The following is a 20,648-nucleotide window of genomic DNA, read 5'->3' as shown; positions in this document are numbered from 1 at the left end:
TCCTTTCTGTGCGGGTCATGGGTAGCTGATGAGGTTGGCGACATTGGTGGAGGAGTTGGACGGGCCGCCCTTGTCGTTGACGACATGCCGGATCGTGCCGGTGCCGCCCAGGGAGACCGTCACCATGTCCTTGAACTTCACGTTCGCGGTGTTGGGTGCCTCGATGGCGTGCTCGGCGGCCACGCTCGAGTTGGTGCTGAAGTAGCAGTAGCTGCCGAAGCCGTACACCTGATGACTCGTCACGGAGTTGGCGACCTTGTACGCGGCGTAGCCCTGCGTCGAACCGTTCATCCAGGACGACTGGTTGGGCGGGTCGTACGGCATCTCGTTCTGGTAGAAGAACGTGCGGCCGCCGTTGCCGTTCCAGATGGTCTGGTACTTCTGGTAGTGCTCGACGAACAGGCCGTACATCGTGACGTCGTCGCCGTTCACGACGAGTCCGGTGTCGGCGGTGTTGCTGGTCCAGCCGACGCCACTGCCGTGGTCGGCGCGCCACAGCCACAGATGGTCACCGATGACGTCGTCGCTGTTGATCGTCAGGCTCGTGGTGGCCTTGCCGACGCCCGCACCGCCGATGCGGAAGAACACGTCGTGCAGCGAGCTGGGGTCGGCGCTGTGGTCGGCGGAGGAGCCGCTCGGCCCCATCTCCATGAGCTGCGACGAGTTGGTGGTGCCCGCGTCGATCAGCAGTCCGGCGAGCTGGACGCCGTTCACGTCGGCCACGGACATCGCGGTGATCCCGTTGTCGGGGACGAGCGTGGCGAGACCCAGGCCCAGGACGACGGTGTCGGCCCTGGTCACCTTCAGCGTCTGGTCGAGGTGGTAGACCCCCGGCGTCACCAGCAGATTCTTGCCCTGCGCGAGCGCGTCGTTCATCTGCGCGGCCGTGGCGCCCGGCTTGACGATGAAGAAGTCGGCGATGGGCAGCGACGTGCCCGCGGGGGTGCCGGAACTCCATGTGGTGCCACTGGTGTTGGTGCGCACGGACGGCACGAACACCTTCCAGGCGCCCGTCGAGTCGACGTACAGGAAGGGCTTCTCACGCGTGACCGGGGTCTGGTCGACCGTGGTGTACGGCGGACTCGGGAAGCTGTTCACCGGAGCGTTCTTGGAGCCGACGAAGACCATGTTCCAGTTGGAGCCGGTCCAGCTGCCCCACTCGGTGTTCCGCGACAGCCACTGCTGCTGCGAACCGGAGTCGACCTGCCCGTCGATTTTCGTGTCGGCCATGTAGCCGCCACTGGACCAACCGCCGTCGTCCAGCGCGAGGTTGCCCTTCAGGTGCATCCGCCGGTAGGGCGCGGCCTGCGACACCGCCCAGCGGTCCGAACCGCCCGTCGGAGTCACCGACAGGTTCTCGGCCGACCGCCAGAAATTCTGGGTGGCGTTGCCCTGGAACCAGTCGGCCTCGGCGTGCACCGCGCCGCGGATGTTGACGTCGTCGGGGGACAGGCCAAGGCCGGCGACCTGTGTGTAGAAGCCGACATTCGCGTTGGCGTCGTACGTACCCGGCTTGAAGAGGAAGGCCTTTCGGGCAGTGCCGAACTGGTTGGTCTCCTGCTGGGAGAAGGCCGAGTCGAGGCTGCTCTGGATCGTGGCGGCCGGAGTCGACGGGTCGAAGACAGTGACGTTCGGACCGAGGTCCGGAGTTCCGGGCGGCGGCGTCGCGTCGACCGGGTTGACGTAGAAGGACTGGGCCGCCGTGCCATTGCAGGTGTACTGCTGGAGTTGCACGCTGTCCGAGGTGGACGCGCTCGGCACATCGAGGCACTTGCCGCTGCCCCGGTTCAGGAAGTGGTACGCGCCACTGGACTCGGCCACGGCCTGCCACTGCTGGTTGTTGCCGCCGCCGTACGTCCACAACTGCACCAGGGCGTTGTCCGCCGTGGAGACATCGGTGACGTCCCAGACCTTGGTGGCGTCGGCGCGAAGGTCGACCTGGGAGTATCCGCCGGACGTGGCCGCGAACCGCCACTGCTGGGCCTGGCTGCTGTTGCACGCGTACTGCTGGACCGCGGTGCCGTTCGCCGTGGCGGCGGCGCGCGCGTCGACGCACTTGCCGCTGCCCGCGTTGACGACGGTGGCCCAACCGGTGGGCAGCGCGGCCGGCTGCGCGGCAGCCTTGTCCTGCGAGGCGATCGCCACGGCTGACACCGTTGTCGCCACCAGGGCGAACACGATCAGCACTTTCGGTATCCGGTGACGGCCGGACTGCCTTCTGGATCTGGACACGGGGCTCTCCTGTGCTGGTGGGGGGTGGGCAAGGTCAGCCGGTGTACTTCGCGAAGACCCGCGTGTAGTCCCAGTCCTGCTGGCTCACTCCGGAGCAGCTGTCGGCGACGCCGCTCGTGCACGGCCGGTCACGGTTGACGGACCAGAACGTCAGCCGTGCCAGATGGTGCTGCTGCGCATAGCCGAGGATGGTCTGGAAGTCGGCGACGGTGACCGTCTCGTTCTGGTCGGTGATCCCGTTCATGGAGGAGATGCCCATGTCCCGGTACGCCTGGTCGTCGCCGTAGCCGTAAGCATTCTTGAGGGCCGTCTTCAGACCTTCCGCGGCCCGCTGGGTGAGCGTCCCCATGTTCTGGCCGGCTCCGCCGAAATCGAACGGCATGATCGTCCAGCTGTCCACGGTGAGCCCGGACGCCGCGGCCCGGTTGATGAGACCCGTGTCGGGGCCGCTCTGCCCGGTGCCGATGGTGACGTACACCTTGATGCCGGGGTTGTTCGCCTTGATGGTCTTGAGCGCGTCCACTGTGCGCTGTTGGACCGTCGTGTTGCTGTACGCGTCGGCCTCGATGTCGATGTCGATCGCCTTGAGCCCGTAGGCGTTGATGACCTTCTGGTACGCGGCCGCCAGCTCCCCGGCGCTGGAGCAGGAACTCTCCAGCTTGTTGCCGCTGTAGCCGCCGAAGGACGGGATGACGTCACCACCGTTCGCCCGCACGGCGTTGACGGTCTGCTGGTCGACACCGCCGGTCAGCGCGCGGCTGCCGTCCCACTGCGGGTTGCAGTAGCCGTTGCTGAGCACGAAGGCCAGCGTGAACCACTTGACGCCGGTGGCGTTCATGACGGTGGCCGGGTTCGGCGGGCTGCCCCAGCCGTTGTAGAGGTACGGGGCGACGGCCATCGGCGCGGCGGGCGTCGTGCCCCCGTCGGGAGCGGGCGCGGTCCACTTCTGGTTGGCGCCGCCGGTGCAGCTCCAGATCTGTATCGGGGTGCCGTTCGCCGAGGTGTTGCCCGTGACGTCGGCGCACTTGTCGGCCTGCGGATTGACGATGTCGCGCGCCGAGGAGACCGTCCACTTCTGGTTCGCGCCGCCCGTACAGTCCCACAGCTGGAGCCTGGCCCCGTTCGCGGTCGAATTGCCGGTGACGTCAAGGCACTTGCCGAGGGCCCGTATCGACCCGTCCGAGCCGACGGTCCACTGCTGGGCGGCGGTCCCGTTGCAGTCGTAGAGCTGTACGGCCGTGCCGTTGGCGGAGTTCGCGCCCGCCACGTCGAGGCACTTGCCCGCGAGACCGGTGATCGTGCCGGTGGCGGCGGAGGCGGGCGCCACGCTCAGGGCACTGGCGGAGAGAGCCAGCACGGCGGTGGTGAGCGTGCCGCGCAACGCGGTGGAGCGCGCGAGGGATTGTCTGGACATCAGGGGGGATCACAGCCTTTCACTGGAGGCTGATGGTGGGGGAGTGTTCACGTTCCTGAACAACGAGCGCATTCATGGAGCTGTGGTGATCGGGAACCTAAAGGTCTGCACCAAAGTCGTCAAGAGATGAAGCAAAGTAGCCCGTAAATTGGGCCGTGTTCACAAGGAGTTGAACGCGTGGAGACCCAGTGGCGACGACGAGGAGCCGAGGCCCTGCCTGCGCAGAGCCTCGGCTCGGTGATGCGGTGATGCGGTGATGCGGTGATGCGGTGACGCGGTGACGCGGTGACGCGGTGATGCGGTGGCCGGGGAGGGCGGCTTTGCTCGGTGACCAAGTCGACGGCGGGCCTTGCCCATTGACCAGATACGGGTGCGGGGGGGTCCGCACGGTCACCGCGCGGCGCCTCCCGCGCGCGCCGCCCGGAGTCAGGGGAACAGCTGCTTCAGGAGGGCGTTGTCGAAGACTCGGTGCGGGTCGAGCCGGTCCAGTACGGCGGCTGTCGCGTCCCAGTCCGCTCCTTCGCCGTCGTCGAACGAGGCGGGCACGGTGCTGCCGAGGACCGCCGGATCGGACCAGGCCGCCTGGTCCGTATAGGCCCAGCCCTTGGACCATTCGACGCGGGTGAGGGCGTACCCGCCGTCGAATGTCGTGAGAAGGAAGTGCTCCAACTCCCGGTAGAACGCCTCGGCGTCGGGAGTCCCGGGCAGCGTGAGGACATCCAGCCAGACGGCCGTGTCCCACTCGGGGTGGTCGGCTCGGGGTCGCAGCGCGGACAGCAAAGGGGCGTGTGCGCCGGACGACGCGATGTCCGACGGGTCGTCGAGGCCGGTCACGCGGATCTCGACCTGGCCGTTGACGGGGTAGCCTCCGCGGGCCGCGTAGGAGGCCAGCCGCTCCCGGTAGAACGTGGTGAACTCCCAGACGACGCGCTGCACTTCGGCCCGTGAGGTGAGCACGGCGTAGCCGTTGGCGGTCACGCGCAGGGTGGTGGGCCTGATGTAGAGCAACGTGTTCTTGGACGGCCCCCAGATGTCCGCCGACAGCGTGGCCGTCAGGCCCAGGGCGGCCGCGGTGAGCTGCGCGGTGCCCAGGGCCGGAGCCAGGTACCAGGCCGCTTCGGTCACCATCCGCCCGGCGAGATCGGCCACGGCCGTGGGGATGTTGTCGGAGAAGGGATAGTTGTACGGCGATGTCACGCGCCGCGAGGTGAGGGGGCGGGCGGGGGCGACGCTCCACACCTTCAGCCAGGGAAACTCGGTGAACGCGAACCAGATCGCCTCGGCCCGTCCGGCCGCGTCGAGGAAGCTCGTGAAGGTACGCCCCGCACTACCCGGCGCCGCGAAGAGCTCTGCGGCGGGGATGTCGACGCGGCTGACGCAGCGCAGGTTGGTGTTCACGCCCACGCGCAGCACGGCCTCGGTGACCAGGGCTCGGCCCAGATGCGTGAGGAGCGCCGCGCAGTCAGCGTCGGCGCGGTCGTACGTGCGCAGCACATAGGCGTCGGTGCCGGGATCCCAGACCACCGCCGTCAGCGACAGTGCGAGATTGCTGAGCGAGCCGTAGGTGTGTCCGGGCAGCCGGCTTTCGCCGTCGGCCGGAACGGCGGTGCCGTGCGCGTCGATGGCCAGCGCGCCGCCGAGCGTCAGATCGCCCGGCGTGGGCGTCGCGGTGAGACCGAGGCCGTGGTCCTCCAGGAAGCCGAGCAGGGTTTCCAGGGTCACGCCGGCACCGGCTCGTACGGCGGCGGGCTGGGCCGACTCCAGCGAGAGACCGGTCAGCCGGGTGGCGGTGTCGACCAGCAGGACGCGGGCGTCCGCCGCGGTCCCTTCGGGGATCGTCAGCGGCGCCCAGCCGTGCGAGCAGCCCCGCGCGCGGACCGTCCATCCCTGCTTCCAGGCCCAGTTGACCACCTGGACGACCTGGTCCCCGCCGCGTGGAGCGCAGGCCCACAGTCCGTCCGCGGTGATCTCGCCGACCCAGTTGCGGTAGGCCGTACGGTGGACGTCGACGCCGTCGGGGAATCCGGGCAGATCGGCGGCCGCGGCACTGCCCCGAACCGAGAGCGGCGGCCCGGCGGCCAGCGTGGCGGCGCTCAGCAGAAACCCCCCGGCGCGACCACGCGGTTCGCCCTTCACTTCTTGAACGGTCGGTCATGCGCTGCACGCTAGGCGGCGGTTGACACGAATCAATCAATCGTCGAAGCGCTTCACTCGTACGAGTGGCAAACCCTCACAGGAGGTTCTCTGTTGACGCATAGGCAACAGGGTGGGTGGGGTCCTGTGCGGGGGCGCAGAAGTGTCAGACTGACGGCATGGACGAGCGCGTATTCGACAGGTTGGGTCAGCATGCTTCGGTGATCGGTCTCGGCACGTGGCAGTTGGGTGCCGACTGGGGTGATGTGAGCGATCGGGATGCCCTGGCCGTGCTGGAGACGGCGGCCGAGTCGGGGGTGACCTTCTTCGACACGGCCGACGTGTACGGCGACGGGCGGAGCGAGGAGACCATCGCCACCTTCCTGCGCAGCAGGCCGGACCTGCATGTGCTGGTCGCGACCAAGATGGGGCGCCGCGTCGAGCAGATCCCGGAGAACTACGTCCTCGACAACTTCCGTGCCTGGAACGACCGTTCCCGGCGCAACCTCGGCGTGGACCGCCTCGACCTGGTGCAGCTGCACTGCCCGCCGACACCCGTCTACTCCTCCGACGAGGTGTACGACGCCCTCGACACCCTGGTCGAGGAGGAGCGGATCGCCGCGTACGGAGTCAGCGTCGAAACGTGCGACGAGGCACTGACGGCGATCGCCCGCCCGAACGTGGCGAGCGTCCAGATCATCCTCAACGCCTTCCGCATGAAGCCTCTGCGGCAGGTGCTCCCGGCGGCCCAGGAGGCGGGCGTCGGCATCATCGCCCGGGTACCGCTGGCCTCCGGCCTGCTCTCCGGCAAGTACACCAAGGACACGGTCTTCGCGGCCAACGACCACCGGACGTACAACCGCCACGGCGAGTCCTTCGATCAGGGCGAGACCTTCTCCGGTGTCGACTTCGCCACGGGTGTGGAGGCGGCGGCCGAGTTCTCCGCCCTCGCCCCGGAGGGGTACACCCCGGCCCAGCTGGCGCTGCGTTGGGCCATTCAGCAGTCCGGTGTGACCTCGGTGATCCCGGGCGCCCGTTCACCCGAGCAGGCCCACGCCAACGCGGCGGCCGCGAAGCTGCCGGAGCTGTCGCAGAAGACGCTGGACGCGATCGAGGATCTGTACGAGCGGCGGATCAAGGAGCAGGTGGAGAGCCGCTGGTAGGAGTCGGCGACGTGCATACGGCCGGGCGGTCGCACCGATGGTGCGGCCGCCCGGTCCGTCGCTACCGCCTGCCCGACGTCGTGAGAGCGCTGAGCTGCCGGTCGTGCAGGCGGCTCAGCAGCAGCACCGAGACGGTGGCCCCGATCAGTGCGCAGAACATGTCCCACTGGGTGTCCCACACATCGCCCTGGGTGGCCAGGAAGTCATCGGCCGCGTGTCCGCCGATCACCGCGGCCGCCCACTCGAACATCTCGAAGACCGCGCTGAACGCGAGACAGGCGCACACGGTCAGCGGCGCCAGCCAGCGACTGCCGCGCAGTGGTGAGGTGCGGCTGAGCAGTTCCCGCACCAGCACGGCGGGCACGAAGCCCTGCATGAGGTGCCCGAACCGGTCGTAGGGATTGCGGTCGAGTCCGAGCCCGTCCCGCACCCAGTCGCCCAACGGCACCTGCGCATAGGTGTAGTGGCCGCCCACGGCGAGCACCAGCGCGTGCGCCGCGAGCAGACAGCACAGCAGATTCGTGAGCGGGAACCGCCGCCGGGTCAGGACGACCAGTGGCAGCCCGACCAGCACCCACACGGTCTCCAGCAGCCACGTCGTCGGGTCGTGCGGGTGCCAGGCGGAGAGTGCCATGCCCGCGACGACGACCACGACGAGCGCGGTCGGCAACGTCCGCCGCGGTACACGCTCCTCGGGCACCGACTGACGGGTGGGCGAGGCGAGGACGGGCTCGGGCATGAGTGGGCTCCTTGGTCCAGGTGGCTCCATCGTGCTGGAGCGGATGGGCCAGGACATGAGTACGACTACTCACTCAGGCACCTGTGCGAGAGGGCGAACATGTTCGTGCCATACTTGTTCGTGACGAACATGTTCGTTACCTTGGAGGAGTGACAGCACCCTCCACTCCCCGCCCCAGCCGTCGCGAACGTCCGGCGAAAGGGACTCTGACCAGGGACGGCATCATCGAGACGGCGGTCGCGATCTTGCGGGCGGAAGGCCTGCGACGCGTCACCATGCGCCGACTGGCGCAGCAGCTGGACACCGGTCCGGCCTCGCTCCACGTCTACATGCGCAACACCGCCCAGCTGCACGCGGCGGTGCTCGACGAACGCCTCGGTGCCGTGAACCTGAGCCCGGCCCGGGCGAGTGGCGACTGGCGTGACACACCCGACACGCCGTGACGGTCATCCACACCCGACTGTCGTCGGTGCCCACGCTCCTCGACCGTCGACCGATATCAACTCACCTGGAGAACCTGCCATGTCGACCCCTCACCACCACCCCATAGCCGTGATCGGCGCCGGTCTCGGCGGCCTCACGCTCGCACGCGTACTGCACCTGAACGGCATCGCCGCCGCCGTCTTCGACCTCGACGCCTCACCGACCGCCCGCACGCAGGGCGGCATGCTGGACATGCACGAGGACTCCGGCCAGGCCGCGCTGCGGGCCGCCGGACTCTACGAGGAGTTCCGCGCGATCGTCCACGCCGGCGGCGAGGCCATGCGCATCCTCGGCAAGGACGCCATCGTCCGCATGGAGGACGACGGCGAGGCCGGTGAGCGCCCCGAGGTCACCAGGGGCGCCCTGCGCGACATCCTGCTCGGCTCACTGCCCGAGGGCGCCGTCCGCTGGGGTGCCAAAGTCACCGGCACACGGACGCTCGACGACGGTCGCCACGAGGTGACGCTCGCCGACGGGGAGACGTTCACCGCCGATCTGCTGATCGGGGCCGACGGCGCCTGGTCGAAGGTGCGGCCCCTGCTCTCGGACGCCACCCCCCTCTACTCGGGCATCTCCTTCGTCGAGGTGCTCCTCCTCGACGCCGACACCCGGCACCCGGAAAGCGCCGCCGTCGTCGGCGGAGGCATGCTGTTCGCGCTCGCCGAGGAGAAGGGCTTCCTCGGCCACCGCGATCCCGACGGCTCGCTGCACGTCTACGTCGCTCTCAGGGTGCCGGCCGACTGGTCCACCTCCGGTGCCATCGACTTCGCCGACACCGAAGCGGCCAAGCAGAGCCTTATGGAGTACTTCGACGGCTGGGACGAGCGGCTGCGGTCCCTCCTCGCCGACGCGGACGGCGCGCTCGTCCCCCGGCCGATCCACGCCCTGCCCGTGGACCACCGCTGGGACCGCACTCCCGGCGTCACCCTGCTCGGCGATGCCGCCCACCTGATGTCCCCGTTCGCGGGCGAGGGAGCCAACCTCGCCATGCTCGACGCCGCCGAGCTCGCGACCGCGATCGCCACCCACCCCGACGACATCGAAAAGGCCCTGACCGCCTACGAGGAAGCTCTCTTCCCGCGCGCCGAGGAGGCGGCCATCGGGTCCGCGGCCAACCTCGACATCTGCTTCAGTCCGGACGCCCCGCAGAGTCTGGTCGACCAGATGGCCGCCCACCGCGCCGAGGCCGACTGACGTCGGCGGGTGCCCACGTACTGGCGCCTGCTTCCGGTCGCCGCGGGGCGGCGGATGCCCCGCGGCGCGCCGCCCCGGCGCTCCGTGTTCGGCGCACCGCTCTTACAAGGCGGATGAGTAACCGCTCCCGGTCGGCAGCGCCTTCCAGGGGCCTCAGAGTGGCCTGTATGACCGCCGTTGACCGATCCGGCTAGAGCTAGGTCTCTGACATCCAACGCTGACATCAACGACAGCGGACACCAGCAACCTTGGGCAGTCGTAAACGTCGTCCGATACAGGGAACCGGCCTCCACGCGAGCACCCGAATCGAACTCCTACAGCCGGTGTCGCAGGTTCGATTCCTGCCAGGGGGTACAGAGGGAAGGGCCTGCTCAGGAGGGGTTTCCTCCCAGGCCGGCCCTTCGGCGTTTCGGGCGCCGTGCCACAGGCGTGCCGCTACGTGCCGGTGGGGTCCTCTTCGGGGGTTCCTTGTCGTCCAGATCGGTCGGCGGGTGCCGCACCACAACCGCACGATTGGCCGAGGCCGCCGCGTCCGTCGTCCCCTGTCTCGCCGCCAGTCGCAGCCGCACACGCACGCGAGTCGTCGAAGTGACTGCCGGCGAGTGCGGACGACGGCGTGCGGGAAGGTCGGGCCAGGCCGAGGGGCAGGGGCGTCGGCACGGGAGCCTTCGGCGGGTGTGTCAGGCGGCTGGGCATCCGAACCAGTTCACCGTGTCGTCGTCGGAGGTATAGCCCAGGCACCTGATGGTTCTGTTGTGCAGGGTCTCGGTCCGGTCGACCCCTCCCTCCACAGTGTCGCCGTCGTAGTGGGTCTGTACGAGGGTGTCGATCTCGACGGTGTACCAGCGGCTCCTGTCCGTCGGGATGCTGCAGCGGTAGCCGGTCACGTTGCGGCTGGGATCGCCGCTCCACATGTCCTGTTCGGCGCGGTCGCAGTGCGCAGTGTCGGCGGCGACGGCTGTGCCGGCGCCGGCGCCAAGCAGGGCCGCCGCGCCCGTGGCCACCGCCGCGGTAACGCCGAGCAGACGCTTCAGAGTGATGTTCATCGAATTGGTCCTCCTGCCAGGTGTGGTGACGGCTTGGAGTCGCCATGTCACCTTGGCGTGATGATCACACTTATCCGGGATGTCCGGCCCGGCAGCCGGCGGCACAGTCCCCCGACCCGGTGACGTCGGTGATGCCAATGCAGCATGCCGCGGTCACCCCCCGGCCGGCCCCGGAGCGGGCCTCGGTTGGTGCCGGGGAGCGCCGCACCACTCTGGTCACTGCCGACGGCCGACGAGCCCTCACGGTGTGGAAACGATGGCGCCACGGCCGGCCGACCAGAACCGTGCCCAGGAGTGCGAGGCCTTGCGTCCCCTCCTCCACGGCGAGCGGGTCGCGCGATTCGCAGCGCAGGCCCGTGTGGAGGAGGAGCGCAGGCGGGCCGAGAGCGAGAAGTTCTCCGCAGCCGCCGCGCGGCTGCACGGCTGGGAGAGGCATCTTCATCGAGCGGCGAGGGGCACAGCGACTCCTCCAGCCGGAGCACGACTTCTGAAGCGGCCCCGAACTGTCGGCCACAGTGCGTGGGTTGACGATCACTTTCGGCGCTTTCTGGCAACGTCCCGAGCGCCGCTCTGGCCGTGAGCTACCACTCAGCGCGCGCAGATCACAGAAGTTGACCAGGGTCCACCACGGCGCGGACGGCAAGTGGGCCGGCGTGACCGTCGACCTCAACGACCCGTCCAGCCGGCCTGGGTCGCCCGGCGAGACCAGGACCCGTCCGGCCGAGCACGGTGGAGGCAGCGGTGCCCTCGTCGGTGCCGCGTCTGCGCCGTGTTCGTCGAAGCGATGCCTGAACAGCCCCTGATGCGGCCGTTCCACGGCGACGGCGTTCGTGGTGACGAGGGCGGCGGAGGTCAGGCCACCGTGTCGGCGTCGAGGGCCACGGCACGCAGGGCGGCTGCCACGCGGGTGACCGGTTCGGTCGGGGGGTGGGGGAGTCGGGCCAGCAGCAGGCGCCGCTGCTCCTGGGGCCCGCCGCGGACCGGCAGGATGCGTACGCCCGGTGGGACGGCGGGGGCGAGCGAGGCGGGCACGGTGGTCAAACCACAGCCAGTGGCGACGAGGTGGAGCTTGGCCAGCCAGTCGCGGGCCGTGTGGGCGATCTCGGGCCGCTCGTCGAGGCCCGGCCACACCCCCATCAGTCCGTCTTCCCCCGAGGAGGAACCGGCGATCCAGCGCTGTCCACGCAGGTCGACCACGTCAATGAAGTCGCCACGGGCGAGCGGATGGGTGGACGGCACCGCAAGGCACAGCGCACGTTCGGTGAGCGTGTGCAGTGCCAGCGGGGGCGATTCGGCGTCCGGTGGGCGAAACGGCGGTGCCGACGCCAGCACGGCCAGGTCCAGACTGCCGGCCCGCAGTGCGCGTACCAGCGCCGGCGTGCTGCCTTCCCGGCTGACGACCTGGATGGCGGGGTCGGTGCGGCGCAGCGCGGCCAGGGCCCTGGGCAGCAGGACGGCGCCGGCGCTGGGGAACCATCCCAGGCGGACGGTTCCGGCCTGCCCGGGCAGGCCGGACAGCTCGCGCGCGGTGGCGTCGATCTCGTCGAGCACGATCGTCGCGCGGCGCATGACGACGCGGCCGGCCGCCGTGAGCCGTACTCCGTCGCGCCGCCGCTCCAGCAGCTCCGCGGCTGCCGCACGCTCGATCGAGGCGATCTGCCGGGACACCGCCGACTGGGTATAGCCCAGCGACGCGGCGGCCGCCGTGAAGGTTCCCTGCTCGGCCACGGCGCGGAAGACGCGCAGCGCGGTCAGTGACACATCAGTGAAGTCCATGACGATCACGCATAGTAGCGGTGCCCCGATGTCGTTGGACTCATGGCACCGGTGTTCTAGGGGTGGCAGGCATGAACGCTTCTCGCGTCGCCCTTGTGACGGGCGCCCAGCCGGGGCTCGGTCGTGCCTTCGCCGAACGGCCGGTGGCCCGGACGACCTGGTACTGCTGACTGGCCGCGGCCACCAGCGGGTCACGGACGCCACCCGTGAGGTGGCGCAGGCGCCGGGCAAGCGCAGCCAGTGGCAGGGCCGCGTCCTGGACGTGACCGACGCCGACGCCATCGTCCGACGCGCCGACGAACGCGGTGAAGTGTCCGGCCATTGCACGAGGTTGGGCCGATCGGGTGGCGGCGGTGTCGGCAGGCGGCTGGTTCACTCGGTGTTCTTTTCATTCGAAAAGCCAAGGCTTCCGACACGGAGTTAGGATCACCGCGTGATCACGGTTCGGTCGCCTTACGGCATGCAGTGGAGTCGCTCATCAGCGGCTCTCTGGCGCGTCCTGGGGCTGGGCCTGCTCCTTCTCGGTCTGCTGTACGGGCACGCCGTCAGCCCTGAGTCCACGCTGAGTCACCTTTCCGTGGGTGAAGGCGTGTGGGTCACCGGCGGCCATTGTGAGCCCGCCACCGAGAACGAGAACATGGCGAGTGCAACGTCGGTCCCGTCGGCGGGCCGGAATTCGACCGGGCACCGGGACGGGCACGGGCACCAGCACGCCGTCGAGGACTGCGCGCTCGGGCAGCCTCCACAGAGCCCGGATGCTGGAGTGCCCTGCCTGTCTCCGCTGCATGCGGCGAGCCACGACAACGAGGCGCTTCGCCCAGTGCTGGCCCGTCACGCCGCAGCGCGTGACGCCGTGGCCCCGATAGCGCACGCGGCGGACTCGGCGGTTCTTCGTATCTAGGTCAGCGCCTCTCGAATCGGTCGACCCCTGATCGGATGCACCGACTCGGCTCAAGGCCGTGGTCGGTGCCGTCTCCGGCGGCCGGCTCATGGCGTCTGCCCTCCTGCGCATCGCGCTCTCCGGCACGGCGCGGGGATGGTCGACGATCGTTCACCACCACCCCACTGATCGCTGTCCGTCCACCCTGATCGAGAGCGAAACACATGCATTCCCTCACCACGAGTGACTTGACCCCCGCCGGCTCCAGCCTCCCGAGCCTCGTCGGCAACACCCCTGTCCTGCACGTGTCCCGGCCCTTCACCGCGCCCGACCGCGGCTTCTGGGCGAAGCTGGAGGGCTTCAACCCCGGTGGCATCAAGGACCGTCCCGGACTCCACATGGTCGAACGGGCCCGCACCCGCGGCGAGTTGCGGCCGGGCTGCCCGATCATCGAGTCGACCAGCGGCACATTGGGCCTCGGCCTCGCCCTGGCCGGAATGGTGTACGGGCATCCCGTCACGCTTGTCACGGACCCGGGCCTCGAACCTTCGATGACCAGGCTCCTCGTCGCCTACGGGGTCACCGTCGACTTGGTGCCGCGGCCGCACCCCACGGGCGGCTGGCAACAGGCCCGCCGTGACCGGGTCGCCGGGCTGCTGGCGGAGCATCGGGGAGCGTGGTCCCCGGATCAGTACAACAACCCCGACAACGTCGCCGCGTACACCCCGCTGGCTCTCGAACTCGCCTCGCAGCTGGGTCACATCGACGTACTCGTCTGCAGTGTCGGTACGGGAGGCCACTCCGCGGGCGTCTCGCGCGTGCTGCGACGGCTCTGTCCGGGGATGCGTCTGGTGGGCGTCGACACCATCGGCTCGACCATCTTCGGCCAGCCCGACCGGCCTCGACTCATGCGGGGACTCGGATCGAGCATCTATCCGCGCAACGTCGCGTACGAGGACTTCGCAGAGGTGCATTGGGTGGCCCCGGCCGAATCGGTCTGGGCGTGCAGGCAGCTGGCCGCCTCGCACTACGCCACCGGCGGCTGGAGTGTCGGCGCGGTCGCGCTGGTCGCCGGCTGGCTCGCCCGTACCGCGACTCGGAACACCCGCGTCGTGGCGATCTTCCCGGACGGGCCCCAGCGCTATCTGGAGACCATCTACGACGACCGATTCTGTACCGAGCACGGGCTGTTGGGGGTGCCTCCGGCGCCCGAACCCGAGGTCGTGGGCCGCCCGGACGAGAAGGAAGTCACCCGCTGGACGCGCTGCACCGCGGTCCTCGACCCGCTCTCCGCGACGGTCGAGACGGTCGGCACGAAAGGCGGCGGGAAGTGAAGACGACACTCGCGCGGGCCCGCTCGTACGACCGGAGCGTCCAACTGCTCCTGGCGAACCAGTTCACCATCAACCTCGGCTTCTACATGCTGATGCCGTATCTCGCCCAGCATCTGTCCGGCACTCTCGGCCTGGCCGGCTGGCTGGTCGGACTCGTCCTGGGCGTACGGAACTTCAGCCAGCAGGGCATGTTTCTCGTCGGCGGTACTCTCGCCGACCGTTTCGGCTACAAACCCCTGATCGTCGCCGGATGTCTGCTGCGTACGGTCGGCTTCGCCGCGCTCGGCCTGGTCGACTCGATCCCGGCGCTGCTCGCGGCCTCGGCGGCCACCGGCTTCGCGGGGGCTCTGTTCAACCCGGCTGTGCGCGCCTACCTCGCCGCCGATGCGGGCGAGCGCCGCGTCGAGGCCTTCGCCCTCTTCAACGTCTTCTACCAGGCGGGCATTCTGCTCGGCCCACTGGTCGGGATGCTGCTGACCGGCGTCGACTTCCGGTTCACCTGCCTGGTCTCGGCAGCGATCTTCGCGTTGCTGAGCGCAGTGCAGATCCGTGCTCTCCCCGCCCGCACGGCGGGCCATGCCGGGGACGCGGAGGCCGGTGATCGCACGAGCGTGCTCGTGCAGTGGCGAGGCGTCGTGCGCAACCGCCCGTTCCTCCTCTTCGCCACGACCATGATCGGCTCCTACGTCCTGTCCTTCCAGGTCTATCTCGCGCTGCCGCTGGAGGTGCGACGCCTGGGCGGCGAAGGGGAGTTCGGAACGGCGGCCGTCGCGCTGCTCTTCGCCGCCTCGGGACTGGCCACCCTCTTCGGACAGACTCGGGTGACCGAGTGGTGCACGGCACGGCTGGCGCCGGGTCAGGCCCTGGCCTGGGGGTTGCTGGGCATGGGGCTCGCCTTCGTACCGCTGCTCGCGGGCACGATCATGCCCGTGCCCGACGCGCAGGTCGGGCGCCGGCTGCTCGCCGCCCTCCTGCCGACGCTGGCGGCACTGCTCCTCGCGCTGGGCACGATGATCGCGTACCCCTTCGAGATGGACACGATCGTCCGCCTCTCCGGTAACCGCCTTGTCGCCACCCACTACGGGCTCTACAACACCATCTGCGGCATCGGCATCACGCTGGGCAACCTGCTCACCGGAGCGGCCCTCGACGCCGCCCGGGCGGCCGGCCTGTCCGCACTGCCGTGGCTCGCGCTGCTCGTCCTGGGCGTGGTGTGTGCCGCGTCCCTCCACCGCCTGTACCGGGCCGACCGTTTCGCAACCATGACCGCCGAGCCCGCGTCCGTCAACGCGGAAGGAATCTCCTTGCTGCAGCGAGGAGAGCAAGTCGAAGTCACCGGGAACTCTCCCGGGATGGTGCGGCGTTGAGGTCACTGAGGATGAAGCCTTGGCCGAAGCTTTTGGCCGGGACAAAGCAGACACACGAGCAATACGGCAACAGGCAAGCTTGAAACGACGCGATGTGATGACCTTCACCCCGATGTGGCTGAAAGTGATGAATTCCTTACGGCCATGACACGTACGGGTGGACGTACAGCATCGTGAAACCGGGGAGGATTTTTCATGCGACCGTTCACTCTCAACTACGCCATGCCCACGGGGCAGTCGGCCGCAGTAACCCCGTACCACTTCGATGTGGCGCTGCAGTTGAACGTGCTGCCCGACGGCCGACCGGCCGTCAGCGACCGCGCGCTCCTGATGGCCACCGGTACCACGACGTCCACGGCCGGCTCCCAGACGCACTTCGACGACTGACGGCCGCCCGCGCGCATGACGGTCCTCATTCTCACGGCCGAGCAGGACGTCACCGCCGACATGGTGGTGGCTCAACTGCACGAGCGGGGCGTGCCCATGGTGCGCCTCGACCCCGCCGACCTGCCGGGCAAAGCGGTGTTGTCCGCCGACTACGCCCACGGTGACTTCGACGGCTATCTGTCGGTCAACGGCCATGTGCTCAGCATGGGTGGCCTGCGGTCCGTGTGGGTGCGCCGGCCGGGCGAGCCGGCCGCCCATGCCGCGGAGCCCTCGCCCTGGCTCACCGCCGAGACCCGGCAGGCGCTGTTCGGCATGCTCTACTCCGCCTCGACCCGCTGGATGAACCATCCGCGCCGCGCCGAGCAGGCCCGGCACAAGCCCTGGCAGCTGCGGGTCGCCCACAGCAGCGGCTTCGCGGTGCCGCCCACCATCATCACGACCGCTCCGCGCGTGGCGCAGGAGTTCGTCGAGGAGTACCGGGACGTGGTGGTGAAGTCGGCCTCGGGGCCCCCTCCCGGCGAGCCACCGGTGGCCCTGCCGACCACGCTCATCGGACCCGACGCGGACTTCTCCGGCGTCGCGGCCGGCCCCGCGCTCCTGCAGCAGTACATCCCCAAGCGCGCCGACATCCGGCTGACCAGCATCGGCACGCGCATGTTCGCCGCCAGGAAGGCCGCCGTGCCCGGACAGGTCGACGGGCGGTTCGGAGACACCGGACACGCATGGGAGGCCATCGCCGTGCCGGGGCGCATCGCCCGCTCGGTCCACGAGTACCTCGTCTTCACCGGACTCGCTTACGCCGCCTTCGACTTCGCCGAGGACGAGGACGGCGTCTGGTGGTTCCTGGAGGGCAACCAGGGCGGCCAGTTCGGTTTCATCGAACTGGAGACCGGGCAGCCCATCGCCGACGCGGTCGCCGAGTGGCTGTCGCAGCGAAGACCCGCGCACCGTATCCCCGAGGGGCACTGACACTCCTCACCACAGTCCCGGGACCGGCAGGCGGCTGGACCCGTTCGGCGCGAAGGGCGCTGTTGCTGACGGGCTTTGAGGGCCGTAAGCGTGCTCTGTCATGGAACGCATGGAAGCAGTACCGCCCTTTCCCTCTCTCGCCGTCAACTGCTCGCCGCGGCAGGTGTCGCCGGGGCCGCCACCGCCCGGCACGGCTCCGGCGACGGCCGGGGCCCGCGCCGGTGTGACCGTGCTGCCGGCCCGTCTGTTCGGAGTCGACCGTGACCTGGGCACTGTGGAGCCAGGGAAGCTCGCCGACCTGACCGTGCTCGACGGCGACTGGTTCACGGACTTCGACACCCTCGTACGCACGGTGTCGGTGACTCTGAGGCCGGCTCAAGGGGGGATCGGGGAACACTCCGAAGCCGGCCGGCCGGAGCGTATTCCTGATCACTTCGAACTCGGCTGAAAGGACTGGAGGAAGACGTCCAGCGCCTTCCGGTTCGCGGAGGCGTCCCAGTCGCCCGCCGGGGTGGTCCAGCGCAGTGAGAAGCCCCGGTGATCGCCGATCAGGAAGCCCCGGCCGAAGGTACGCTCGCGAACCCCGTCGGTCACGGAGTACCACTCCATGTCGGCACCCTTGCGGCCGCGATAGTCCACGGCACGGATGCCGCCCACCCGCTCGTAGCCGGTGGAATCGGCGCGCAGGGAGGGCTCCAGCGCGCTCCAGACGGCGACGGGATCCGGGCCCAGCCGTGTGCTGTAGGTGACGGCCAGCGTGCGCGGGTCGCCACCCGCGCCGAAGGTGACCCGGTAGGACTGGTCCGCGGAACTCGTGGTCCGAAGGCGTTCCCAGCCCTTGGGGAGGTCGATGGAGAAGCCCTCGGGTGCCTGATAGCGCGAGAAGCCGGACGGCGCCTTCTCGCCGCCGGTCAAGGAGGGGGAGGGCGTGGGGGAAGCCGACGGGGTCTGCTCGGGGAGGGTGGCGGGGGCGACGGAGGGGCTGCCCACGGCCGTCCGTGCGGGACCCGCGCCGGATGCGGACGTGTCCCCGTCGGGCAGGCCGCCCGCCGCGGTGAGCACGGCGAAGCAGATGACGGTGACGGCCAGCGCCCCGCCGAGCAGGACCGGCCCACTGACCGGCAGTCCGCCCCGGGCCCGTCCCGCGTGCTTGGCGACGGTGTCCGGATCCAGGTAGAGCGGCAGGGGCGCCGTGGCCGTCGCTTCGTCGAGGTCCTCCTTGAGGATGCGTGTCAGGGCCTCGCGAACGACGGGCTCGGGCACCCGCTCCAAGTGATCACGGCGCAGCAGACCCTGAATGGCCGGTGCGAGCGGTCCCGCGCTGAGCGGGGCCCGGATCGGCAGCCGGACCACGGCGCGCAGCGTGGCGTCGAGGCGCCCACGGTCGCGGATGGGTGGCCGGCCCTCGACCATCGCGTACATCATCGCGCCCAGCGCCCACAGGTCCGCCGCCGGTCCGGTGCCCTCGCCACGGGCCTGCTCCGGGGAGGCGTACGACGGCGCGGTGACGCGCGGCGAGACGGTGGACCCCATGAGCCCGAAACCGCTCACCGTGACCGCACCCCCCTCGTGCACGTGCACCTGACCGGGGCTCAGATCGCCGTGCGTCACCCCCGCGTTGTGGGCGGCCGCGAGGACATCGAGGAGGCCGAGCCCGATGCGGGCCGCGCGGATGTAGTTCACCGGGCCGCGCCCGAGGAGTTCGGTCAGTGGGACGCCCGGGGACCGCTCCGTGACCGTCCAGACGAAGTCGTGCTCCTCGATCACGTCGACGACCGTGGCCACCCGGCCGGGACAGACCAGCCCCAGGCGCTCGGACGCGCGCAGGATCCGCGCGGCGGTACGGTGCTCCGCCTCCTCGCGCCGATGCTCCGGGAGCCGCGACCGGGTCAGGTCGACCGGCCGCTCGAAGCCGACGTCCTGAGCGTGCCAGCCGACGCGGCCCTCTTCCCGGTGGACGACCTCGAGCAGTCGGTATCTTCCGGCGACCAACTCGCCCGTGGGGTCTTGCACCTTGACCATCGTCATCCCTCGCTGCGCGCCGGGCTCTCACCTTTCCCGGAAGTACGGAGGGTGTGACATTGAGTGTTCAACGGCGAGGGGTTCCAAAGACCTGTTTTTCCTCAACTCCCCGACGGTCGCCCACGCGTGCGAAGAGTTCAGGCCGACGGCGCGTGACGGCGGCTCACCGCACGGGGTCCTTGCCGATGTAGGAGTCCGCGAACGTGGCCGCCGCGGCGGGCGAACCCAGCAGCCGCCGCAGCCGCGCACCCGCGGAACCCGCCCGGAAGGGATCGCCCGACGACGGCCCGTGCAGCAACTCCGCGAACCACTGCGAGAATTCCTGGTACTCCCATACGCGCCGCAGACAGGCCGCCGAGTAGTCACGCAGCCCGCTGCCGTCGCCCGTCCCGAAGTAGGTGACGAGCGCGTCCGCCAGGAGCAGGGCGTCGTACAGCGCCAGGTTCATGCCCTTCGCCGCGATCGGCGCCACGAGGTGGGCGGAGTCGCCCGCCAGGAACAGCCGTCCGTACGTCATCGGCTCCACGACATAGCTGTGCATGTCGAGCACCCGCTTCTCGATCAGCCGTCCCTCGGTGAGCGGTGGGGCACCCGTCACCGACAACCGAGCGTGAAGCTCAGACCACACCCTGTCGTGCGGCCAGTTCTCCGGATCGTCGCCGGGCCTCACCTCCAGGTAATAGCGGGTGACCTCGGGGCTGCGGGCCATGTGAGCAGCGAATCCACGGGAGTTCACACCGAAGACGACACAGTCGGACGACGGCGGTGCCTCGGCGAGCAGCGCCAGCCAGCCCACTCCGTAGTCGTAGCGGGCCAGGGAGCCGCGCTCCGGCGGTACGTAGGTGCGGGTCACTCCGCGCGCGCCGTCGCAGCCCGCGACAATCTCGCACTCGAGGCGCCGGCGCACACCCGTGGCCGAGTCCGTGTACAGCACCGAGGGCCGGTCGCCGTCGATGTCGTGCAGGGCTACATCCCGTACGCCGAACCGGATGTCGCCACCGCGCACGTCGGCGTACTCGCGCACCAGGTCGGTCACCAACAGCGGCTGCGGATAGACGAAATGGCGGTCCCCGGTCAGCTCGGCGTACCGGAACCGGTGACGTTCGCCGTCCATCCGGAACTCGCACTCGCTGTGCGGCTGGGCCCGCTCCACGAGCCGGTCGGCCAGCCCCCGTTGCCGCAGGGCGCGCACCGCCCACTCCTCGATGAAGCCCGCCCGGGGCCGCTGTTCGATGAACTCCCGGCTCTCGTTCTCCAGGACCACGCAGTCGACGGACGCGGCGCGCAGGATGTTGCCGAGGGTGAGACCGGCCGGTCCCGCGCCGACGATGGCGACGGGAACGCGCTGTACGGATGTGAGGGAGGGGGAAATCACTCGATCATTATGACGGTGAGCTGTCAACACCGGACATCCGCGCACGTGGTGGCGCCCCAGCGGGGCCCGAGGCACGGCTCGGCGGACGGCGCATGCCCGTTCCCGCGCCACGTGCACAACCACTCCAAGCCCGC

15 protein-coding genes and 2 pseudogenes are annotated in these 20,648 nt (G+C 69.7%); 9 read left to right on the top strand and 8 right to left on the bottom strand.

The annotated features are described in order from the left end of the window. Positions 1–15: 15 nt before the first annotated feature. From ACIBK0_RS21800 to ACIBK0_RS21790, 3 genes are all read right to left on the bottom strand, one after another. Complete coding sequence (locus ACIBK0_RS21800; protein WP_399082224.1) at positions 16–2,232, bottom strand: RICIN domain-containing protein; 2,217 nt, start codon at positions 2,230–2,232, stop codon at positions 16–18. A gap of 34 nt (positions 2,233–2,266) precedes the next feature. Beyond that, positions 2,267–3,646: a lectin gene (locus ACIBK0_RS21795; RefSeq protein ID WP_399082221.1), complete on the bottom strand. Its 1,380-nt coding sequence runs from the start codon at positions 3,644–3,646 to the stop codon at positions 2,267–2,269. 426 nt (positions 3,647–4,072) lie between these two features. After that, positions 4,073–5,782: a cholesterol oxidase substrate-binding domain-containing protein gene (locus tag ACIBK0_RS21790; protein WP_399082217.1), complete on the bottom strand. Its 1,710-nt coding sequence runs from the start codon at positions 5,780–5,782 to the stop codon at positions 4,073–4,075. Between the two features lie 176 nt (positions 5,783–5,958). Here ACIBK0_RS21790 and ACIBK0_RS21785 point away from each other — a divergent pair, with 176 nt between their 5' ends. Beyond that, positions 5,959–6,942, top strand: a complete 984-nt coding sequence (locus tag ACIBK0_RS21785; RefSeq protein WP_399082213.1) for an aldo/keto reductase — start codon at positions 5,959–5,961, stop codon at positions 6,940–6,942. A gap of 61 nt (positions 6,943–7,003) precedes the next feature. Here ACIBK0_RS21785 and ACIBK0_RS21780 read toward each other — a convergent pair whose 3' ends face one another. Then, positions 7,004–7,681, bottom strand: coding sequence for a DUF2238 domain-containing protein (locus ACIBK0_RS21780; RefSeq protein ID WP_399082210.1), 678 nt, complete (start codon positions 7,679–7,681; stop codon positions 7,004–7,006). A gap of 149 nt (positions 7,682–7,830) precedes the next feature. Between ACIBK0_RS21780 and ACIBK0_RS21775 the strand changes: the two are divergent. Both ACIBK0_RS21775 and ACIBK0_RS21770 read left to right on the top strand, forming a co-directional pair. Then, positions 7,831–8,106: pseudogene (locus tag ACIBK0_RS21775) on the top strand (TetR/AcrR family transcriptional regulator); the annotation flags it as partial. A gap of 97 nt (positions 8,107–8,203) precedes the next feature. Beyond that, positions 8,204–9,358 (top strand): FAD-dependent oxidoreductase, encoded by a 1,155-nt coding sequence (locus ACIBK0_RS21770; protein WP_399082207.1) that lies wholly within the window; start codon positions 8,204–8,206, stop codon positions 9,356–9,358. Positions 9,359–10,038: 680 nt separating this feature from the next. Here the strand turns inward: ACIBK0_RS21770 and ACIBK0_RS21765 are convergent. Beyond that, on the bottom strand, positions 10,039–10,404 hold the full coding sequence (locus ACIBK0_RS21765; protein WP_399082203.1) for a hypothetical protein: 366 nt from the start codon (positions 10,402–10,404) through the stop codon (positions 10,039–10,041). A gap of 852 nt (positions 10,405–11,256) precedes the next feature. Then, the gene (locus tag ACIBK0_RS21760) at positions 11,257–12,180 is read right to left on the bottom strand and encodes a LysR family transcriptional regulator (protein ID WP_399082200.1); all 924 of its coding nucleotides are present in this window, start codon (positions 12,178–12,180) and stop codon (positions 11,257–11,259) included. A gap of 71 nt (positions 12,181–12,251) precedes the next feature. On the opposite strand from ACIBK0_RS21760, the pseudogene ACIBK0_RS21755 reads away from it, so the two are divergent. The 6 genes and pseudogenes from ACIBK0_RS21755 to ACIBK0_RS21730 all read left to right on the top strand — a co-directional run. Next, a pseudogene (locus ACIBK0_RS21755) lies at positions 12,252–12,481 on the top strand (carbonyl reductase); the annotation flags it as partial. 803 nt (positions 12,482–13,284) lie between these two features. Next, positions 13,285–14,394 carry a PLP-dependent cysteine synthase family protein gene (locus ACIBK0_RS21750; RefSeq protein WP_399082196.1) on the top strand — a complete coding sequence of 370 codons (1,110 nt, stop codon included), beginning with the start codon at positions 13,285–13,287 and terminating at the stop codon, positions 14,392–14,394. Then, complete coding sequence (locus tag ACIBK0_RS21745) at positions 14,391–15,761, top strand: MFS transporter (RefSeq protein WP_399082193.1); 1,371 nt, start codon at positions 14,391–14,393, stop codon at positions 15,759–15,761. Before ACIBK0_RS21750 ends, ACIBK0_RS21745 begins: the two co-directional genes overlap by 4 nt. A 195-nt stretch (positions 15,762–15,956) precedes the next feature. Beyond that, positions 15,957–16,148 carry a putative ATP-grasp-modified RiPP gene (gene tgmA / locus ACIBK0_RS21740; RefSeq protein WP_369251632.1) on the top strand — a complete coding sequence of 64 codons (192 nt, stop codon included), beginning with the start codon at positions 15,957–15,959 and terminating at the stop codon, positions 16,146–16,148. A 15-nt stretch (positions 16,149–16,163) separates the two neighbouring features. Continuing rightward, positions 16,164–17,117 (top strand): ATP-grasp ribosomal peptide maturase, encoded by a 954-nt coding sequence (tgmB, locus tag ACIBK0_RS21735; protein ID WP_399082190.1) that lies wholly within the window; start codon positions 16,164–16,166, stop codon positions 17,115–17,117. A 109-nt stretch (positions 17,118–17,226) separates the two neighbouring features. Continuing rightward, on the top strand, positions 17,227–17,565 hold the full coding sequence (locus tag ACIBK0_RS21730; RefSeq protein WP_399082187.1) for an amidohydrolase family protein: 339 nt from the start codon (positions 17,227–17,229) through the stop codon (positions 17,563–17,565). Here the strand turns inward: ACIBK0_RS21730 and ACIBK0_RS21725 are convergent. Together ACIBK0_RS21725 and ACIBK0_RS21720 are read right to left on the bottom strand one after the other, a co-directional pair. Further along, complete coding sequence (locus tag ACIBK0_RS21725; protein ID WP_399082183.1) at positions 17,547–19,139, bottom strand: serine/threonine protein kinase; 1,593 nt, start codon at positions 19,137–19,139, stop codon at positions 17,547–17,549. The genes ACIBK0_RS21730 and ACIBK0_RS21725 overlap by 19 nt on opposite strands. A gap of 163 nt (positions 19,140–19,302) precedes the next feature. After that, positions 19,303–20,514: a 4-hydroxybenzoate 3-monooxygenase gene (locus ACIBK0_RS21720; protein ID WP_399082180.1), complete on the bottom strand. Its 1,212-nt coding sequence runs from the start codon at positions 20,512–20,514 to the stop codon at positions 19,303–19,305. Positions 20,515–20,648 lie beyond the last annotated feature (134 nt).

Source organism: Streptomyces sp. NPDC050564 (genome assembly GCF_044457265.1).
Lineage (GTDB): Bacteria > Actinomycetota > Actinomycetes > Streptomycetales > Streptomycetaceae > Streptomyces.
This window is presented reverse-complemented; position numbering and strand designations above follow the sequence as displayed.